14 protein-coding genes, 3 pseudogenes and 1 riboswitch are annotated in these 18101 nt (G+C 59.2%); of the genes and pseudogenes, 11 read left to right on the top strand and 6 right to left on the bottom strand.

Going from position 1 to position 18101, the window contains the following annotated elements; genetic code table 11:
* Positions 1-14 precede the first annotated feature (14 nt).
* Positions 15-131: riboswitch (TPP riboswitch) on the bottom strand.
* Positions 132-226: 95 nt separating this feature from the next.
* Positions 227-480 (bottom strand): annotated as a pseudogene (bioZ, locus tag ACFFNA_RS36235) (3-oxopimeloyl-[acyl-carrier-protein] synthase BioZ); the annotation flags it as partial.
* A gap of 43 nt (positions 481-523) precedes the next feature.
* Between bioZ and ACFFNA_RS36230 the strand changes: the two are divergent.
* Complete coding sequence (locus ACFFNA_RS36230) at positions 524-685, top strand: hypothetical protein (RefSeq protein WP_378924781.1); 162 nt, start codon at positions 524-526, stop codon at positions 683-685.
* A gap of 150 nt (positions 686-835) precedes the next feature.
* On the opposite strand, the gene ACFFNA_RS36225 is transcribed toward ACFFNA_RS36230, so the two are convergent.
* On the bottom strand, positions 836-1078 hold the full coding sequence (locus tag ACFFNA_RS36225) for a DUF982 domain-containing protein (protein ID WP_378924779.1): 243 nt from the start codon (positions 1076-1078) through the stop codon (positions 836-838).
* Between the two features lie 272 nt (positions 1079-1350).
* On the opposite strand from ACFFNA_RS36225, the pseudogene ACFFNA_RS36220 reads away from it, so the two are divergent.
* The 6 genes and pseudogenes from ACFFNA_RS36220 to ACFFNA_RS36195 form a co-directional block, all read left to right on the top strand.
* Positions 1351-1821, top strand: a pseudogene (locus ACFFNA_RS36220) (hypothetical protein); the annotation flags it as partial.
* Positions 1822-1982: 161 nt separating this feature from the next.
* Positions 1983-2405, top strand: coding sequence for a helix-turn-helix domain-containing protein (locus ACFFNA_RS36215; protein WP_378924777.1), 423 nt, complete (start codon positions 1983-1985; stop codon positions 2403-2405).
* Positions 2330-3010 carry an ImmA/IrrE family metallo-endopeptidase gene (locus ACFFNA_RS36210; protein WP_378924775.1) on the top strand — a complete coding sequence of 227 codons (681 nt, stop codon included), beginning with the start codon at positions 2330-2332 and terminating at the stop codon, positions 3008-3010. Before ACFFNA_RS36215 ends, ACFFNA_RS36210 begins: the two co-directional genes overlap by 76 nt.
* Positions 3011-3475: 465 nt before the next feature.
* On the top strand, positions 3476-5836 hold the full coding sequence (locus ACFFNA_RS36205) for an ABC-three component system protein (protein ID WP_378924773.1): 2361 nt from the start codon (positions 3476-3478) through the stop codon (positions 5834-5836).
* Positions 5833-6480: an ABC-three component system middle component 1 gene (locus tag ACFFNA_RS36200; RefSeq protein ID WP_378924771.1), complete on the top strand. Its 648-nt coding sequence runs from the start codon at positions 5833-5835 to the stop codon at positions 6478-6480. The genes ACFFNA_RS36205 and ACFFNA_RS36200 overlap by 4 nt, the downstream gene beginning before the upstream one ends.
* A pseudogene (locus ACFFNA_RS36195) lies at positions 6477-9401 on the top strand (AAA family ATPase); the annotation flags it as partial. The gene ACFFNA_RS36200 and the pseudogene ACFFNA_RS36195, both read left to right, overlap by 4 nt.
* Before the next feature lie 33 nt (positions 9402-9434).
* Here ACFFNA_RS36195 and ACFFNA_RS36190 read toward each other — a convergent pair.
* The 3 genes from ACFFNA_RS36190 to relB form a co-directional block, all read right to left on the bottom strand.
* On the bottom strand, positions 9435-11033 hold the full coding sequence (locus tag ACFFNA_RS36190) for an HAD-IA family hydrolase (RefSeq protein ID WP_378924769.1): 1599 nt from the start codon (positions 11031-11033) through the stop codon (positions 9435-9437).
* 2 nt (positions 11034-11035) lie between these two features.
* Positions 11036-12091 (bottom strand): DNA-processing protein DprA, encoded by a 1056-nt coding sequence (locus ACFFNA_RS36185; protein ID WP_378924767.1) that lies wholly within the window; start codon positions 12089-12091, stop codon positions 11036-11038.
* An 82-nt stretch (positions 12092-12173) separates the two neighbouring features.
* Positions 12174-12554 (bottom strand): type II toxin-antitoxin system RelB family anti-toxin, encoded by a 381-nt coding sequence (gene relB / locus ACFFNA_RS36180; RefSeq protein ID WP_095090296.1) that lies wholly within the window; start codon positions 12552-12554, stop codon positions 12174-12176.
* A gap of 798 nt (positions 12555-13352) precedes the next feature.
* Between relB and ACFFNA_RS36175 the strand changes: the two genes are divergently transcribed.
* Complete coding sequence (locus ACFFNA_RS36175) at positions 13353-14138, top strand: GGDEF domain-containing protein (protein WP_378924765.1); 786 nt, start codon at positions 13353-13355, stop codon at positions 14136-14138.
* Positions 14139-14517: 379 nt separating this feature from the next.
* Positions 14518-14730, top strand: a complete 213-nt coding sequence (locus tag ACFFNA_RS36170) for a cold-shock protein (RefSeq protein WP_095081581.1) — start codon at positions 14518-14520, stop codon at positions 14728-14730.
* 169 nt (positions 14731-14899) lie between these two features.
* Here ACFFNA_RS36170 and ACFFNA_RS36165 read toward each other — a convergent pair whose 3' ends face one another.
* The gene (locus tag ACFFNA_RS36165; protein WP_378924763.1) at positions 14900-15367 is read right to left on the bottom strand and encodes a Ros/MucR family transcriptional regulator; all 468 of its coding nucleotides are present in this window, start codon (positions 15365-15367) and stop codon (positions 14900-14902) included.
* A 418-nt stretch (positions 15368-15785) separates the two neighbouring features.
* Between ACFFNA_RS36165 and panB the strand changes: the two genes are divergently transcribed.
* Together panB and panC are read left to right on the top strand one after the other, a co-directional pair.
* Positions 15786-16631 (top strand): 3-methyl-2-oxobutanoate hydroxymethyltransferase, encoded by an 846-nt coding sequence (gene panB / locus ACFFNA_RS36160; RefSeq protein ID WP_378924761.1) that lies wholly within the window; start codon positions 15786-15788, stop codon positions 16629-16631.
* Positions 16628-17518: a pantoate--beta-alanine ligase gene (gene panC / locus ACFFNA_RS36155; protein ID WP_378924759.1), complete on the top strand. Its 891-nt coding sequence runs from the start codon at positions 16628-16630 to the stop codon at positions 17516-17518. The genes panB and panC overlap by 4 nt, the downstream gene beginning before the upstream one ends.
* Positions 17519-18101 lie beyond the last annotated feature (583 nt).

The raw sequence follows: 18101 nt of genomic DNA, 5'->3' as shown, positions 1-18101 counted from the left end.
CGGGCATAAACTCCCGCAAAGCGCTTGCACCGTCCCTACGCCAGTATGAACTGGATCAGGTTCAACGGGTCACTGCGCTGCGAAAGCCAGCAGTATCTCAGCCCCTTGTCGGGACCCCCCTGGTGAATGCCTCGAATTGAACGAGCCGGCGCCGCTTTGTCAAGCGCCTGTCGACCGGCCATCCATCTCACTCGGACAGTTTGTCCTGTGGGCGCCCACCGCTCGGCTATATTCCGACGACGGCAGCGCCGCCGCTCAAGCCCGCTCCCGCCGAAGCCAGAAGAACTTTTTCGCCAGGCCGAAATGGCTTCGTCTGGTTGGCCAGTGACAGCGACAGCGGGATCGTCGCCGCGGAAGAATTGCCGTATTCGGCGATCGTCTTGACGACAGCACAATCGGCAAGGCCAAGGTTTTCCCTACGGCATCAAAAATGCGGGCATTGGCCTGGTGCGGCACGAAGCGGTCGATGTCCTGCGGCTTGTGCGTGAAGGCGGCTTCTTCTTCGACAACTCCAGAGGCCCTCATGCAGGTCATCGACGGCGAGCCCGTCGTCGTGAAGATCCGCAAAGGGGGGCAGCGCCGACGGCGTGCCGGAGAAGCAGTGCGGCCCTTCTGGGCGGCGACGACAGGGTTGCGTTCCACCAACCGGAAAGACCTCCGCCACAAACCTGAGCTTGGCGGATGATCCAACGAATCAATCTTGCGCGACGAGCGCAGCACTCGATACGCAGCTATGTATCGCGGCTACAAGAGTAAGCGTTCGTTCGATCTATTTGTCTGCGTTACTGCTCTTGCGGGGGTTTTGAAGTAATTGAGGCTATTATAGTCTTGGAACTCAATCACTGCGCAGAATTTTCGCTTCTAACGCCGCCACAACGAAAGCCCGTCTGGCAACCAGCGGGTGGGCTTCGCCACGCAGAACCTGAAGGCATGCATCCATAGCCAGTTTCCGCTTCTTCGTCTGATCATGGAAGCTCCGGAGCAGAATCGTGGCCGCGTCGTTCACATCGAAAATGACGCGCTCACGGTCATGTCGGCCAACTTGCACCACCACGGGTCGGACGAACCTGCTCGACATCCAATTACACCCTCAATACCGAGCTTGGTGCGGTCTGCGCCTGCCATGACGTCGGCTCGTTTCATACATGTATTGCCGAGGGCCGAATAGGGCCAGCAGACCTTGCCGGCCTTCACACTTCGTGCGCCAGCCACCTGGCGCAAACTCTGCTGCAATGCCGGCGCTTCTGGCGGCGGGCGGGGATGCCGGCAGAGGTAGAGGGCGGGCGGGCCTGCAGCGGCGGGTGAAGGTCCGGGAGAGAGGCTCCCGGCGTCCGCCGCGGAGCAGCAACCATGACACAAATGGAATTTCACACGCCCGTCCGTAACGCGCGTGCCGGTTACAAGGTCGACGTCAGCCGCGGCCAGCGTATCGGTCGCGTGTCGTCGGAGTGGTTCAATCGGCCGGCCGACGAGCGCTACCTTTCTCTCACCGATCTCCATAATTCGGTGAAATGGCGAACCGAACGCATCAAGACCCGCCTCGTCGAAAGCGAACTGATCCGCGTCGACGCCAGCCGCGACGATCGGGAGCGCCTGTGGCTAATGCTGCCCGATGCGCATGCCCCTGTTGCACCCACGCATTGGAGTTTTGGCCAACTCGCCAGCCTGGTCGGCGCGCCGGCCACCTATCTGCGCCAGCTTCCAGCGCCGCTGGCTGCCATCAATCTGCAGCACGGCCTGCTGTCCCATCGCGAGCTTGTGAAAACCTTGGAGGCAAAAGACGGGCGCAGCGAGCTTCGCGCCGTCACCGGCCCGGATTATAACTGACTGGGGAGAGCGCATCTTCATTCCGTTGCCGGGTGTGGACGGTGGAGTGCCGGTCGAAGACCCGATCGAAGACGTCGAGATTGATGTGCCGGTGAAGCGCAAGGCGGCATAATGTTTCGCGGCTTACCGTGGCTCGTAAGCGGGCCGGCCTGACGATGAAAGAACTCGCTGCAAAGACTGGTATCGAACCACGTACGGTCACGGGCTATGAAGCGGGGGAGTATCTTCCGAGCGAGGATGTTGCCAAGAAGCTTGCTCGCACTTTGGGATTTCCCCTTTCCTTTTTTCTGTCGGATGATCTGGACATTCCGCGCGAAGAGGGGGTCAGCTTCCGATCGATGAGCAAAATGACGGCCCGCCAGCGAGACGGGGCGATTGCCGCAGGGGCAATTGCGTTCTTGATGTCTGACTGGTTGGATACAGAGTTTGATCTGCCCGTCTCTGCTGTGCCCGATATGCGAGAAGACACACCTCAAAGTGCTGCAGCCGGCCTCCGTGATTTTTGGGGCCTTGGCAACCGGTCCATCAAGAACATGGTGCACCTTCTGGAGTTGAGGGGGGGCGCGTCTTTTCCCTAGGCGAGGATGGAAAGGAGGTTGATGCCTTTTCAGTCTGGCGTGGGGAAAAACCTTACGTATTTCTCATTTCCCAAAAGTCTGCCGAGCGAAGCCGTTTCGACGCTGCCCATGAGTTAGGGCATCTTGTCTTGCACAAGCACGCGGCGCCAAATGGTCTTGAGGCCGAAAAACAAGCGAACGAATTCGCTGCGGCTTTCCTTATGCCAGAAGGTCCTCTACGGGCGGTAGGTCGCATCACGGGGCTGCCAAAAGTTGTCGAACTTAAGCGAGCGTGGTCGGTTTCAGTGGCCGCAATGACGTATCGGCTTCATGAACTCGGTTTGGTATCGAAGTGGACCTATCAGCAGTTGTTTATGGAGATTTCTCGGCGGGGTTGGCGAACGGATGAACCAATGCAGATGTGCCGTGAGCAGCCGCAGGTGTGGAAGAAGGTCCTTGATAATCTCCGTCAGGATGGGGCCGGTGTGGATCGACTTTCGAGCAACCTGTCCGTTCCTGAATCAGAGGTTGTCAAACTTCTTTTTGGCCTTGTGACTATGGGCGTGCCATCCACGCCAAATGCTTTGACAACCCCCAGAAGGGGAAATTTGCGGCTTGTGAAGTGAGGCAGATCGCTCCCTGTAAGGGCAACCGTCCTCGTGACAGCTGTTCGGCGATCCGGCAAGGTCGCTGCCTGCTCTATCCTATCATAATCCGCAGTGTTTAACCAAGCTTGACTAGTCATGCACCGCGATCGGACAAGCGGTCAGATTTCATTCGCCACGGCTCCATGCAAATGGCGCTGTGACAACCGGCGTTCAACGTCCAGTGCCCGCTGGTGGCTGAAACAGCAAAGCAACACGCAACCGCGAAGTGCGGGCCTTGCTGATTGAAAACTTTCTTGGCGCGACTTTCCAATACCCGATAAGTAAGCAGGAGAGGGGCATCAACTAGGCTGCGGTCGTATCACCTGCTTTGGCGACGGCTGTGCGGCTGGACGAATCTATCAATATAAGTCTGGGCTCCCAGTCACAATGCTAGCCGCGCTCTCGTGCGGCTGATGGAAGTAAATATTAATGGAAACCATAGTGATGGATCACGTCGACCTGATTAACGCTTCCCAGACGCCGTCTGCAAAGGCAGTCTATTTCGTTGGTCCCTTCCACCCTCGCATCACTTTCTATTCGCAACAGGTTCGCGCCCTGCGGCTCGCCCAAGCGATGCACGGGCTAGATCTTGTCAAAGCTAGTCATCAGATCGCGGTCGTAGGCGCTGGCGCTGCTGGTTCGACCCTTGCGTGTGCACTTGCCCTGCTCGACAAGCAGGTGACGCTATACGATCCTGCGTCGCAGATTTTGCAATTACAGAGTGCGTCGTCGCGCCTTCTTCATCCGCACATATATGAATGGCCCACTCGAGGGTCGCTCGACGATCGAGCTGGCCTGCCGGTAATGGATTGGTCGGCAGGGACGGGCGGTATCGTGTGTAACGCACTGCGCGGCGAGTTCTCGAAGATTGACGTGTCGCTGCCCAACCTGACGTTTCGGCCAAGCCACAAGCTGGTCGAAATTGCGCCATCAGGTGCGGCCTGGCAGCTTACTTTTGGAGCTCCCGACGGCCTTCAAAACCGCATCTTTCAGCACGTCGTCCTCGCCATGGGATTCGGAGATGAGCGGTCGTCTGGCGACGTGGTACCCGAAGACTATTGGCGGCCGGGTTCGGTCGGCACGTCGGCAACTGAACCAGTCTCAGGCGCCAGCTATATCGTCAGCGGCAATGGCGACGGCGCGCTGACGGAGACACTGGGACTCCTAGTCGATGGGTTCGAGCATGTCAGCTTTACGCGCTGCTTCCTTGGGCTCTTTCCAGGCGACGAACTTCGCATCGCGGCGGACATCATCTTCACCGGGGCGGCGTTCGAACAAGATATCGAGGTGAGCCTGCGCACTAATCTTCTACCAATCTTGGAGATGCATAGCGTGCTGGATCGGCTGCGCCCCATGCTCCGCAAAGACCGGGTCGTCACAATCAACTCGAGTGGCCCCCTGTTTGCTGCCGGCCGGGCGTCGCAGCTTAACCACTGCATGGTGTTCGCGCTGCTCGAAGCAGCTCGGGGTGAAGGCGTCACAGTCCAACGTACGAGGGGGTCTGTTAAAGATACGAAGAAAACAACGGCTGGTACCGCGCTGGTGGGCATCAGCCTCGGCACCACTCCGTATGTCGGCTCATTCAAGCACGTCGTACTGCGTCATGGGCCTGACATAGAGAACAGGTACGCCCCCGCCGCTACGCTTCTGGCTGACTATAAGGCGCACCTGACTCCACTGCTTGCCGCTACACCTGGTCTGGCGGCCCCCCCAGTACTGGACGAAGCAACCTTCGAACTGTTCGAAGAACTGCGAATTCAGAAAATCGCGGATTACGCATCCAAGCAGCAGCAGCTTGTTCAGGCCGATGAAGCAAAGCGAATTGTAGAAATCCTGGTTGACCCCGCTGCGCATGTTCTGATCGAGCGCGGCAGCAAGAAATTGGCCGAAGTAGCGCTCGCTTGCGAGCAGCTCCCTAAGCGCGTCACGATTGATATTCACGTGCTGCCAAACCAGCTGCCGGAGGCGATAGATCTCGTCCGGCTAACCAGAGGTAGTGCCGGCAAGATTGATCTCCGGGCGTACCCGGCCGTTTCAACCGAGTGGACAAAGCTATTACCCGGGATCGGCACAGCACCCGCTCCTACATCCGTGCGAGCGGCCCAGGACTATGACGGCGCCCAAATAATGCCCAGTGTCGATGCGTGCCTTATGCGGGCGCTGGACGGACGTGTTCAACAGGCCATTGCGCAGGGGCAAACCCCTCCATTGGGGAAATTGTCGGCTCCACTACTTGCTGAAGTCGGCAAGGCCTGGAACTCGTGGCAGCAAATATTGGATGCGAACCACACGCTACGCTTTGATTTTCTTCGCTGGCTCGCTCAAGTCGATCAGCAGGCAATCAGCCCATGGGACGGTGACTATGGTAGTATTCAGCGCATGGCGAACGCGCTCATCATGATCATGGCAGCGCACTGTCAGCAGCCGTTTGCACCTATATCGGTCGAGCGCGGCAATCTTAGCTTTGCAACCGATGCCGTTGCACTGGGCACGGGATGCGAAGTGATCGGTTCTGATCCAATCTCAATCCGGACGGAACCTGACGACTGGGGTGTCGACGCGCTGATTCTTTCGGCCAGCGGCGAGGTTGACGTCCGAAACCCCGCGGGCCGTGTTCTCGACGGGGGCACCATTGGAACAACTATGAGGGCCGCGCGACGTGTTAGCCCGGCAATTATTCAAAATACCGGTTACTGGCGAACGCGTTTGGCTGGTGACCTCGCCCAGTGGAAAGAGGCTGTGGCTGAAGAGTTCGCCGCACTGCGCCAGCGTCAGGACGACCAGCTAAACGGTGTGTCGAAATGACGGCGGAAGAGCTCAATTACCGGCTGATTGAATCCGCCAAGGTTTTAGATTGGACGACGGCGATCGTGCCCGAATTCACGCTTGCTAAGTTCCGTGGCCGGTCGGACGAGACCACGGTTCCGCTTCCCGCTGGGACCTATGGTCTACGACTTGGCGACTATCCGACAATCGTTGCGCCGGTGGTGCTTGGCAGCGTGGAGGAGATGCAAGCGTCGCTCCGCAGGCTGCATAGCCAGATGGTCATTGCGCGGTCATACATGCGCGCCGAGGAAGTCATCAACGCCCACTTGATGCTTTGCGCGACCAATCCTTCGCCTGACGCGGATTGGCGCAGCGTTGTAGATCTTGCGGAGCGGGACGAGACGGTCTGTCGCAAGATCATATGGATTCCTGACACGGGGGCGATGGAAGCCTCGTACAAGGATTTCCTCACCAGGACATTTCTTGCGGCACCGTGGCGCGAGGCCGACGAGAGCCTTAACGCGCCACTGGACAACAACCAAGGATTGGCTCAGCGGACCCTGGTCGCCCACGGGCTAACAAACGAAGTCGCCCAGCAATGGGTCAGCGCTGTGAGGCGAGTGAAGGATGATCCCGACGCTCTGGTTGTAGAGTTGGTCTCGGCAAGAGAGGCAGCACAATGAGCCAAGTCTATCTCACCGGTATCGAGCTTGTGCAGTTCCGCAGCTTCGCAAGTCTCAAGGTAGAACTGGCGGCACGGCCGAGCGTGCTAATCGTCCACGGAAGCAATGGACTGGGCAAGTCGTCGCTTTTTGATGCACTGGAGTGGACGCTCACCGACAATATCGACCACTTCCGTCCAGCCAATGGGTACGACAAGGTGGGCAAGTACCTCTGCCGCTGGCGTGATGAACCCGGCTCGACATCGGTCGCGATGAGTTTTTCGGACGGCAAGGTGATTGAACGTCAGCTTGCCTCGCCCCAAGCGGTCATCTCCACGCTGGCCGGGGTGGATGACGTCTCGCAGTATCTCAGGACCGATGCGTGGAAACCACAGATTAGCGCTCTCAATCGCTATCTACTCCTTACTCACTTCCTCGGGCAGTCGACGCTTTCTCGGCTGACGCATCGATCGTCTGATGAGCGCTTCGAGATCCTGAAGGAGGCGGCGCAAAGTGCCGAACTTGAAGCAATCGGCATCGCAATGCATGGGAAAGGCAGCAATGCCGCCGCACGCGCATTCACGAAGCGGATCGGTGATCTCGAGCGAGACATCAATGACCTGAGAAACCTCCTCTCCCAAGAGACCGAGCTCTGGAAGGGTGCTCACGCTTCGGGAGCAATCGACGATGGCGCCGCGCGCGACCTTGTTCAACAGATCGCTAGTGCCCTGAGTCGCGTGTCGCCGGTGATTGGAAGCAACGTGCCGGGGTCCATAAGCATTGACCGCTTTAGCGACGATGCATTGCAGACATCAATAGCTACCTCAGCTGGAGCGGTCAGAAACCGTCGTCTAGCGATCGCGCAATCGCGGCTTGTGCTGGAAGAGAAGGGCCGGAACTCGCTCGAAGTAGTGCAGAAGAGAGCGGCGTCGTTGGAGGCGGAGCGCGAACTTGCGACGGCAGCCGCGGCGGCCACGCAAGCCACTACCGATGCTGCTGCCAAGCGCAGGGAGGCCGCGACGAAACTGCAAGCTCTTGCGACCACGCGAAACGCGCATATGCAGCTCGTCCAGCTACGCGAGGCTACAGCGCGCCTTGCGCAGCTGCGCGATGAGCATCGGCGATTTGCAATTTCGCTGACGGACGCGGAGCGGTCGCTCAAAGGCACAGAAAACGAGGTCGAACGAGTTGAGCGCAGGCGCCAGATCATTGCGCGCCTCGAGAGCGAAATCAGTTCAACCGACAACCAAATCGCCTCATTGCGAGAAGAGGTCGACCGGTGTGCCCAATGGATCGCACGATCAAGCAGCTTAGACGTTCAGCGGCGGACGCTGGCGTCGATGGAGCTGAGGAACCCGTCCATCGATCAGGCAGTCGACGCTGCCGCGGACGCTTTAGAAGAAGCACACCGGGTAGCAGATGTACAGGGATCGCTGCTTTCGGAAATGCAGAAGTCAGTTAGTGCGCTGACCGCAGCCGTTTCCACGATTGCCACCCACCTGCCGGTTGATGCTTGTGACTGTCCGGTTTGCGCTACCCGCTTTGACAATGCGGACCTGCTGCACGAACGCGTCGCGCTTGCGGCCGCGCGCCTGGCACCGCTGCTCGTCGAGCAAGAAGAAGCATCACGCCGCGCACAGACCGAACTGAACGCTGCCACGGATCGGCTCAGAACATCGCGAGAACTTCAATCGGAAATCCGGCTGACTCGCCAGCGACTCACTTCCGAACAGTCTCACAATGACCAGTTGCTCGAAAGGATCGCCTGGGTAGGTCCCGCAGACTTGAGTAGCCTTGAGGGCTATCGTCTCGAGCTCGTATCGAAAATCCAGGCGCTCCAGGCAAGACGCGACCGTCGCGGGCGTTGGATCTCTAGCTTGGCACCAGACGATATTTCCTCCTTGCTGGGTGATGCCATCAGAAGGCGCGACGACGCGTTACGCCAGCGGGAAACGCTGGCTCGTCGTCTGTCCGATCTCGCTGCAGCCGAACAAGCCTCTGCTACGGAAGTTTTAACTCGTACGACAGTGATCTTTCCGAGCGAGCCAACACAGCTCCGGGCGGACTGGCTAGAATCCGCTATCGATACTGTCGCCCACGAGCTACAGCGGGCTCAGGAAGCTTCCGACGCGGCTCGTGATGTCTCCACCGAGTTCGATGCGCGTGCAGCGTCGTCACAGCAGGCGGTCGCGAGCGCAGCAGCGCGGGTCGAGGAGCTAGAAAAGCAGCTTGCGCAAGCCGTTTCCGAGGCGCAGCGCATTCAATCGCAATGGCATCAGCTTGGATGGTTGGAGAACGGTCCGACGGTGTTGGATCTAGAAGGTGTCGATCAAGATTTGGCCGCTTCCGAGAGTGCCGTCGAGGAAGCGACGCTGATCCATCGCCGACTTCGTGAAGGTCGTGAGGCATGGGCACGTCAACAGGCCCATCGAGGAACCTTCGAACGCCTGCGCCTGGCGGTCGACTTGGCGCCCAACAGCGAGCGCGATCAGATACGCGACGTGGGTGAAAAGAATTTGGCCGAGAAGCAGCGGCAGTTAGAGGCGACGAAGCAAGCCAAGGAAATCGCCAGTCTCGCAAGCACCGACATTGCACGCGAGGTCGAAGAGTTCAACGCTGAATACATTCAGCCTCTCGACGCGCTGATGAAACAGATCAACAGGGCAATCCTGTGTGACCCTCGCGTTGGCATCGACCTTCATGTCAGGCGTAAGAAAATTGAGCAGAGCGCATCGAGCAATGGAGAGGTGCCGGCCGCCATTGGCCAGATTGACCCGCTGCTCGTGCACAGCGAAGGGCAGATGGCGGCTTTGGCGGTAAGTATGCTATGTGCTGCAAGTCTCACCTACCCATGGGCACGCTGGCGCGCATTGATCCTCGACGATCCGCTTCAGCACAATGACGCCATCCACGCGGCCGCGTTCGCCGACTTCATTGCAAACTTAGTGCAGCAGAAGGACTATCAGGTCCTGCTTTCAACTCACGACTTGGGTCAGGCAGAATTTCTGCAGCGCAAGTTTGATGCGCGTCGTATTCCGTGTGCCACCTTGAGCTTGCTGGGGCGGGGCAAGGAAGGCGTCGAGTGGGTGTTCAAGCATTCGCGGCTGGGACATGGCGTGCTCGCCTCTGCTCCACCTCCGGCCGCCAATGCATGAATCGCTGCCGTGCCGGCCGGGGAGGTGGCCGGCATGGATCCGCAGCGTGCCGGTCCATGCCCTGCGCGGCACGATCCGGGCCTTCTGCGGCCAGCGCTGAGCCTTTCTGGCCTTCAACTCGTGATGGCAGGCACGCGCCACCAGGCGCCGGAGAGTCCGGACAAGGTGTCCAGACCCGATAGGGTTAGAAGTCTTCCGTGTGCTGGCAGTTATGGGATAACCCGAACAGCCCCAAAATTTTACGTGCGTCGCGTGATTCTCGCGTATCTTCATCGATCGCCCGCAGGCGGAACAGGTCTTGCGCGCGAAGACGCGCTGATCCTTGGCGATCGCCATCACCCGGACCTCGCCGGCCCCGTTGGCGTTAAGAATGCGCACACACTCTCTCGTCGTCTCTCCGGTCGTGTAGACATCGTCGAGCAGCAGAATCTTGGCGCCACCCCAAGTGTAATCCGTGTCAAAGGCACCCTTTATGGCCTCCGCACGCTCCAGCGCGTTCATCTGCTTATAGCCTTCGACCTCCTTGACGGTTTTCAGGCCATTGAGTTCGACCTCAATATCCTCGTCGAAATGGTCGGCAGCGCTTTCGAGCAGTTCCTTGAAGCGGTTGCGCTCCTGCGACGGCTTCATGGGTACGGGGATGATGCAGTCGGGTTTCCAGTCGAAAAGGTCGACGGCGCGGCCAACGCATTCGCCGAGGACTTGCGCCTGGCTGTCATTATTTTTCAAAGACAACACGGCCGCGCTCAAGGCACTCGTCGCATGCCGTGGATCGGAAGCCGTGAAATAGCGGCCGAGTGCATAAACGACGGGCTCGTCGTCGCAATGGAGAATAGAGCCCCAATGGCTGTGGAAGGGCCAATTGCTGGTCAGCGCTTCGCCGATGTAGCCGCGCCCACCGATGCGGTCTCGGCGTAGCAGCGTCGAGGCCTTCGACACGAAAATGTCGGGCGCACTGGACGAAAGCTCGAAGATCGACGTGGGCCCCCAGCGGACTGCTACAGAGGCCAATCCGGCGTGGTAGGCGGCCTCTACGTCTCCGACATCATCGCCGATGTAGAGCGAGTCCCGACTTGCGGCGATGCCAAGGCGCCGGAGTGCTTCCTGGATCGGCGCAGGATCGGGCTTGTGATTCTCGGTGTCGCCGTAGCTGATCAGCACGTCATAAGGGATACGGAACTGTTGAAGAACAGCGGTCGCGTACCATTCAGGCGACGACGTAACGATGCCAACTGCTTGTCCGTCGGCCCGCAGCAGGGCAGGAAGTTCATGCGGCGCGACCCGGCCTTGCGCCGGAAAAGGTCGGATCAGATTCATATTCTGACGAACGGCATCCCACATTTGCGAGCGTCGCAGATGCGCAAGCGCCGAGCTGTCGACGAGCGTCATATCGAGGTCGAAGAGGAAGACGTTCGGCATGATCAGAGCATCGACATCTGCGCGGGCGACGATGGCCGAACCGGCGCGTCCTGAGCTGCATCACCAGCCACTCGATTTTCCAGCAGCTCTAGCATAGAGGTGTAATCCTCCTTGCTGGCGAGCGGCACAGCCACGGGGTCGTTGCGATATCGTTCAACTAGGATGCGCCGATAGTCGCCTCCGGCGCGCGCGGCGTCAGCGAAGCGGGTCGCCGAAAACTGCGTCATCGCGAGAATGCCCTGGCTCTTGGGTTCTGCGGCATGGCGGCCCTGCGGTACTGGCGCGAACAGCAAGCGGTTCTGCTGGATCGTGAAGCGGACGGTGTGCATCGACCCGCCCTTGATGTCGGTTTGCATGACGAAGGTCGCGATCGAAAGCCCGCTCTGCAGGCGATCGCGCTGAACGAGATTACGCGGCGAAGGCGGCACGCCGAAAGGCTGCTCACTGACCAGTGCGCCGTTCCTCTCCAGGATCTCGTCGGCAAGCTTGGTGTTTTGTTTTGGGTAGATTCCGTCAAGACCGCCTGCCAATACGGCAATGGTCTGCCCGCCATGGCGCAGCGCCGCTTGGTGGCTCAGTGTGTCGACGCCGGTCGCCAGACCGCTAACGATCGCCCAATTCGCAGCAACTAGTGTTTCCACGATCCTGTCGCTGACGATTTCGCCGAACTCGGAGGGCTCGCGAGTACCGATGCAGGCGACGCTCCGACGGGGCGGCAAAGTGCCCTTGACGAAGAGGATGGGCGGACGATCGGAGAGCGAGCGAAGGGCGTCCGGATAGTCGACGTCGAAGATGGAAAGCACACGCACGTCACGACGGTGAGCCTCGTCGAGCACCCGCTGCGCCTTCTCGCCGGCGTTGACGATGGCAGTCGGCTCGTGAAGACTTTCGGCGACGGCAGCCGAGACGACGGATCGAAGCTTCGCAGGCTCGGCGCCGATGATTGCGTCAAGTAGCAAAAATCGTTCCGCAAGGCGTTCAGCCGTGGCGGGCCCGATGCCGCGCAACGCTGTGAGCGTGAGAATGCCTGCTGCGGTTCGTGTTTCGATGCCAATCATGGAATTCAACGCCTTTCAAAATTGCGGCCGGCCTTCAGCGTTCTGTAGCGATAGCTTCGCGGAAGGTTGCGGATTGGTTGGGTCATCCGCGGTGTCCGGCCTTGGCGAGAGAAGTTTTGGGAGGGGCGAGATTTTCGGAGATCGTGGCAGCGATCTCTCCGAGAGCATGGATACGCACGGTCGGCTGCTTCGGCAGCCTGACCGTCAACTCAAGCTTTCCGCCGACGGCTTCGACATAGCTGCGAAGCGTCGAAACGTACATATCAACTTGGTTTTCGATCTTCGAAACAGACGGTTGTTTGATCTTCAGAGCGGCCGCAACATCTGCTTGGGCCTTGCCTGCGATCCGGCGCAGTGCCCGAAGACCTTCCACCTCCTGGATCTCCTCCGTATACCGCGCATCGATGCGATCCCGCGGTCTTTGCGGAAAGGATGCGATGACGCTATCGAGACCGCGTCCCATGAAATTGACTCCGTAATGTTGGCGCCCGCACTTCCGTCTATACGGAAACGTTAGATTTGCGAGAGGGGTCGCGCGATGGCTACGAGGTAAGTCAACAACTCGATTGTGCTATCCCGAACGCTCTATCGAACTATCGGAAATGCCGACTCTCTTACCGAATATAGCTCTCAGGCTATGTTGGGTCAACGATAGGTAGCATGGGGATGGATGCAGGACCATGCCTTGTATCTGAGGCGATTTTTCGGTCGTGCCCCGCTGAGTGGCCCTGTTGAGCGAGCGGCGGCGTGTGAATAATCGGACCGCGAGCCGGGGTCCCGCCACAACGGCGATCTTCGGATCTACCCCTCGCATGTGGGCGCGACACTAGAGCCGCTTCGGCATCCACGCTATGCATTGTTCGAGGCGTGCCAGTCGAACCTTCTGCGAACGAAGCTCGTGACCAACGTTTTGCAACTTGGATTTGCCTTTGGACGCGGCCGCAGAAATCAGTTCGCATTCAAGCCAAGCTATTCGATCTCGCAGGTGCTGAGCCTCAGCCTGCCGTATATCTCTAATCCAACCTGGACCACGCATATTCCACGCTCACCATCTGTGAAGGCTGGGTAGCATCCGAAAACTAACGCCGGCAGATTCGAAAAACTCGAATTTTAACCGTTGCTAAAATTCGCCGCTCTGTCAGCTACCGCTCGCTGTCGCGACCTTGAACGGCGACAGTTGCGCTTCCTTGCCTTTCGCGTCCGAAATAATCTTAATGGACTTCGTAAGAGCTTGTTCAGCGCCAGTATCTAAAGGAACCGCATGACACCGCGTCGCAGGCGTATTCTGGGCAAATCAATAGTCGTGACGATAATTGCAGTCGTCGCAACTTTCGGTTTGTCTTTTACGGCTCGGCTTGCGCTGCAGATGCCGATCGACTGGCTGAGCTGGGTGGAATGCACCTTCATTCCCATCCTCATCGGGATGCCGGTCAGTGCCTACATTTTCACCCAGGCGGAAACGATCCAGGAAACATGCGACAAGTTGGAGAAGTCTCATGCAGCCCTGAAAGAGACGCATAGCAGGCTCACCTTCGTCACCAGTCATGACCCGATGACAGGACTTCTTAGTCGCGGTGAATTCATCGCAAGGATGGATAGAAGCCGCGATGAAGGGGAATGCGACACCCTTCTCCTCATCGATCCCGATCACTTCTCGTCAATCAACGACAAGCACGGCCATGCCAAGGGTGACGAAGCTCTGGTTCGGATTGCGAAGGCGCTCATCTATACAACGCGCCCAGGAGACGGGATCGGTCGCCTTGGCGGGGAAGAGTTTGGGGTGTTGCTACGCCACATCCGCAAAGAGCAGGCAAAGACCATTGCGGAGAAGATCCGTCGTCATATCGAGCGGGTTCCTGGCGTGAAAGGGCAACAAGACGGCGTGAAGGTGACCGTCAGCATCGGTGGTGCGGAAATCCCTCATGGTGCAGATACTCAGGATGTCCTCCGCACTGCCGCACGATGCCTTTTTGAAGCGAAACAACGTGGGCGGAACCGCGTTTCGTTCGATTATGAAGCAGCCAAGTTGCGAGTCGTGACACCGTAACCAACCCCGTCTGGGAGAGAGGCCGATGGAAAAACACGCCGCGGCCTGGTGGTGCTGATGGCTTTTTGGTGGACCGGTGGCCGTCGGTGCCACATTCGCTACGTCGGCCCGGCAGCGCTAGACCTGGCTTTGCAATTCCTCGGAGCGATGAGACCGCCCGGGCTTCAGATCGCGGGTCGTTCTGGGCCATGCGCGAGAGCGAGAGCGCAGGACGTGCTTGCTGACAATAGGGTCATTGCAGTGAGCGAGCTGCCGGCCGCCGATCTACTGGGCCTTGCAATTTTTCGTTTTTTGCTGCGCCCAACTCCAAAGTTCGGTTATGAATCGGGACTGGCCGGACGGCCTGCCCACGTTGCAATTGTTACAAAGGAACACGCATATGGCGACTGGAACCGTGAAGTGGTTCAACAGCAGTAAGGGATTTGGATTTATCCAGCCTGACAATGGCGGTCAGGATGTTTTCGTTCACATTTCCGCCGTTGAGCGAGCGGGGCTCTCGACCCTCGCCGATGGCCAGAAGATCAACTATGAAATCGAACAGGACCGCCGCACTGGCAAGTCCTCTGCTGGCAGCCTCAGCAAAGCTGGCTGAATCTTCTCCAGCGTCCTGGCAACAGCCGATGGACAAGGTGCATCCAGGCTGGGAAGCCAAAGCTGTTTGAAAGGAAGGCGGGGCTGGACCCCGCCTTTTCACATTCCGGGCAGATGCAGATGGTGCCGATGGCAGCTTGCGCGCTCCAGAAAAACCTCGATTTCTGAAATCAAGCTGGGACCTTCTTGCGGGTCCGCTTCGTTGGCGCCGGCGTTTCCGGCTCTTTCGGTTTGCGGCCGAGCCCCATCGTCTTGGCCAACGCCGAACGCGTTGCGGCGTAATTCGGCGCGACCATGGGATAATCCGCCGACAGACCCCATTTGGCGCGATAGTCGTCCGGCGTCAGCCCATAATGGGTCGACAGATGGCGCTTCAGCGATTTGAATTTCTTGCCGTCCTCAAGGCAGATGATGTAGTCCGGTGTCACCGACTTCCTGATCGATACCGCAGGCTTGAGAGCCTCCGCTTCTTCTGCGGAAACGCTGGCGCCGGCAGTGCCTTTGAGTGCCGCGTAGACCTGGCTGATCAGGGCAGGGAGATCAGCTACCGGGACCGGATTGTTGGACACATACGCTGAGACGACATCGGCGGTGAGCTCGATGAGAGTGTCGATGTTGTTTTTGGCTTCTTCCGTCATGAAACTCTCCAGATGGCTTGAAAGACAGTCGGGGAAGCGTCGCTACATAGTGGCGGTTGCCGCGGAAAGCAATAAAGCCCAGGCAAGACTATTGCGATGCTCGTCCTGCACCGCGGTTGGTAGCAACGCTTCCCGCCCATATCACGTTGATGGCGAAGCTGATCGGCACTGCGGCACTGCGGTTGTCGGCGAAAGTACCGCCATAGTGCGGGATCGCCTATCATCCAATTTGATCGTTGCGCTGGAGCTGAATGAATGCGCCTGGCAAGGGTGCAGTCGGGGCTGGGACTGCACCGATGGTCGTGGGCATGCCTTTCGGCGCCAATCCCGAGAGGTAGCCGTTTTGCTCTTCGCAGTTGCACAAAAATATGCCAAAGGCGACACCCGCGATGGATAACGCTAGGGAAGGAGGCTTCGCTTGAGCATATCTGCTGAGACCAAGGCGATCACGCCGCCGGACATTCGCTTGCGTAAAGGCCAGGCTCCGCTCGTCTGCCTGACAGCCTACACGACCCCGGTCGCCCGGTTCATCGATCCGCACTGCGATGTTGTGCTGGTGGGCGACAGCGTCGGCATGGTGCTCCACGGCCTGCCTTCGACTCTCGGCGTGACGCTCGACATGATGATCCTACACGGCAAGGCGGTGCGGCGTGGCCTCAAGCGTGCGCTCATGGTCGTCGACATGCCGTTCGGCTCGTATGAGGAAGGTCCCGGGCAGGCTTTCCGAAACGCAGCCCGGGTGATGGCCGAGACCGGTTGTGCGGCCATCAAGATCGAGGGTGGCGAGGCAATGGCGCAGACGATCCATTTCCTCGCCGCGCGTGGCGTACCGGTCATGGCCCATGTCGGCCTGACCCCGCAGGCGGTCAATACCTTCGGCGGCTATCGTGTGCAGGGCAGGGGCGAGGATGGTGAGCGCATCCGGCGCGATGCCCAGGCAGTGGCGCAGGCCGGTGCTTTTTCGGTCGTTCTGGAAAAGGTGCCTGAGCCGCTCGCCCGGTGGATCACCGAAGAGGTGGCCGTCCCGACGATCGGAATCGGCGCCTCGCCGGCGTGCGACGGGCAGATCCTGGTGGTCGACGACATGCTTGGCCTGTTCGGCGACTTCCGCCCGAAATTCGTCAAGCGTTACGCAGCGCTCGGACAAATTGCCGAAGCGGCGGTTGCGGCTTATGCGCAGGATGTACGCGAGCGCCATTTTCCAGCGGCCGAGCATGTCTTCGGCGATGCGCCAAAAACCGTCAAAGGAGGAGAGGCAGCGTGAGCATACCGATCGTCCGGACTGTCGCGGAATTGCGCAGCATTGTTTCAGCCTGGCGTCGCGAAGGCCTCAAGGTTGCCGTCGTGCCGACGATGGGCGCGCTGCATGAAGGTCATCTCAGCCTGGTGCGATCGGCACTAGAGCGCGTGGATCGGGTGATCGTGACACTCTTCATCAACCCGAGACAGTTCAACAATGAGGCTGACCTTGCCGCCTATCCACGAACGGAGCACGAGGACGCTGCCAAGCTCGCGCCGCTGGGTGCCCATATGCTCTACGCACCCGATGCCTCTGAAATGTATCCGGAAGGTTTCGCCACCACGGTCTCGGTGAGCGGGGTGAGCGATGGGTTGTGCGGTGCGTACCGTCCCGGCCATTTCGACGGCGTGGCAACTGTCGTAGCCAAGCTCTTTCTGCAGACGGGCGCCGATCTGGCCTTCTTCGGAGAGAAGGATTTCCAGCAGTTGCACGTCGTACGCCGGCTGACGCGCGATCTCGATATTCCGATCGAGATCGTCGCTTGCCCGACGGTGCGCGAAGCCGACGGTCTGGCAATGTCGTCGCGCAACCTTCGCCTCTCGTCCGTACAGCGACAGGCGGCGCCGAGCCTCGCGGAAATCCTGTTCGCGTTGGCCGAGCGGCTGGCGACAGGGGCGACAGCCGACGACGTACTCATTGAGGCGCGGCAGGCAATCCTGGCGGCCGGCTACAAAGAAGTCGAGTATCTTGAACTGCGGGCCGACGATGACCTCGCGCCGCTCGACGCCGCGGACAGATCGGCACGCATCCTCGTGGCCGCATGGCTGGGGGACATCCGGCTCGTTGACAATGTGTGCGTCCGGCCAAAGCAAAGCACTTCCAAAAGGTTTGCTTCACCTGCAGCCGCTTAAGTCTCTGACGCATCCAAGTCTGCCTCAAAACCCTCGACTCCCTGCGCGGGTGAGCTTGCCACCGCGATAGCACGGATATTTCCGGCGGTGGCGTACGCAGTTTCCGGCCCCATTCGAAGCGCCTCGCTGGTCCATGTTCCCATCACGGGCTTTTTCAGAGTTCACCGGCTACGTCACCAACAATGCCGGATCATTCCGAATTGGTCGAGCGACCTCGCTATTGCGAAACTATTGCGAAGCGGTTTCGGCCATTCAACGGTTACCCGGATCATCGCCAAGCGTTTCGCCAAAAATGAACGGCGCTTAGCCAACGGCCGAGAAGCTAAAGGAAATTATCGGCGGGAAGGTTCGCAAGCGCGCCTCCACAAGAGCCCAGAGGCGTAAGAGCTATCTTGAGATTTTCGAGGCGGCGGTTACCGACCCGGCGGATATTGGCTTGGCAGGTGAGTGAGGCCCGAACCGTCACTGCAGTCGGGTTTCCTAGCACTACTTTGGCAGGTTTTTAGCGGCGGGCGAGTTTTTGGAATTCCCAAGAGAGAGTTTGCGTGATTCATAGGAGGTCGGCTTGTGGAGGGCCGATCAA

The organism is Mesorhizobium kowhaii, from assembly GCF_042431665.1.
GTDB lineage: Bacteria > Pseudomonadota > Alphaproteobacteria > Rhizobiales > Rhizobiaceae > Mesorhizobium > Mesorhizobium kowhaii.
This window is presented reverse-complemented; position numbering and strand designations above follow the sequence as displayed.

Excerpts from the sequence above, each read along its gene's own strand:
- ACFFNA_RS36230 (WP_378924781.1), top strand. The coding sequence starts at position 524 with ATGCAGGTCATCGACGGCGAGCCCGTCGTCGTGAAGATCCGCAAAGGG.
- ACFFNA_RS36225 (WP_378924779.1), bottom strand. The coding sequence starts at position 1,078 with ATGTCGAGCAGGTTCGTCCGACCCGTGGTGGTGCAAGTTGGCCGACAT.
- ACFFNA_RS36215 (WP_378924777.1), top strand. The coding sequence starts at position 1,983 with ATGAAAGAACTCGCTGCAAAGACTGGTATCGAACCACGTACGGTCACG.
- ACFFNA_RS36205 (WP_378924773.1), top strand. The coding sequence starts at position 3,476 with ATGGATCACGTCGACCTGATTAACGCTTCCCAGACGCCGTCTGCAAAG.
- ACFFNA_RS36200 (WP_378924771.1), top strand. The coding sequence starts at position 5,833 with ATGACGGCGGAAGAGCTCAATTACCGGCTGATTGAATCCGCCAAGGTT.
- ACFFNA_RS36190 (WP_378924769.1), bottom strand. The coding sequence starts at position 11,033 with ATGCCGAACGTCTTCCTCTTCGACCTCGATATGACGCTCGTCGACAGC.
- ACFFNA_RS36185 (WP_378924767.1), bottom strand. The coding sequence starts at position 12,091 with ATGATTGGCATCGAAACACGAACCGCAGCAGGCATTCTCACGCTCACA.
- relB (WP_095090296.1), bottom strand. The coding sequence starts at position 12,554 with ATGGGACGCGGTCTCGATAGCGTCATCGCATCCTTTCCGCAAAGACCG.
- ACFFNA_RS36175 (WP_378924765.1), top strand. The coding sequence starts at position 13,353 with ATGACACCGCGTCGCAGGCGTATTCTGGGCAAATCAATAGTCGTGACG.
- ACFFNA_RS36170 (WP_095081581.1), top strand. The coding sequence starts at position 14,518 with ATGGCGACTGGAACCGTGAAGTGGTTCAACAGCAGTAAGGGATTTGGA.
- ACFFNA_RS36165 (WP_378924763.1), bottom strand. The coding sequence starts at position 15,367 with ATGACGGAAGAAGCCAAAAACAACATCGACACTCTCATCGAGCTCACC.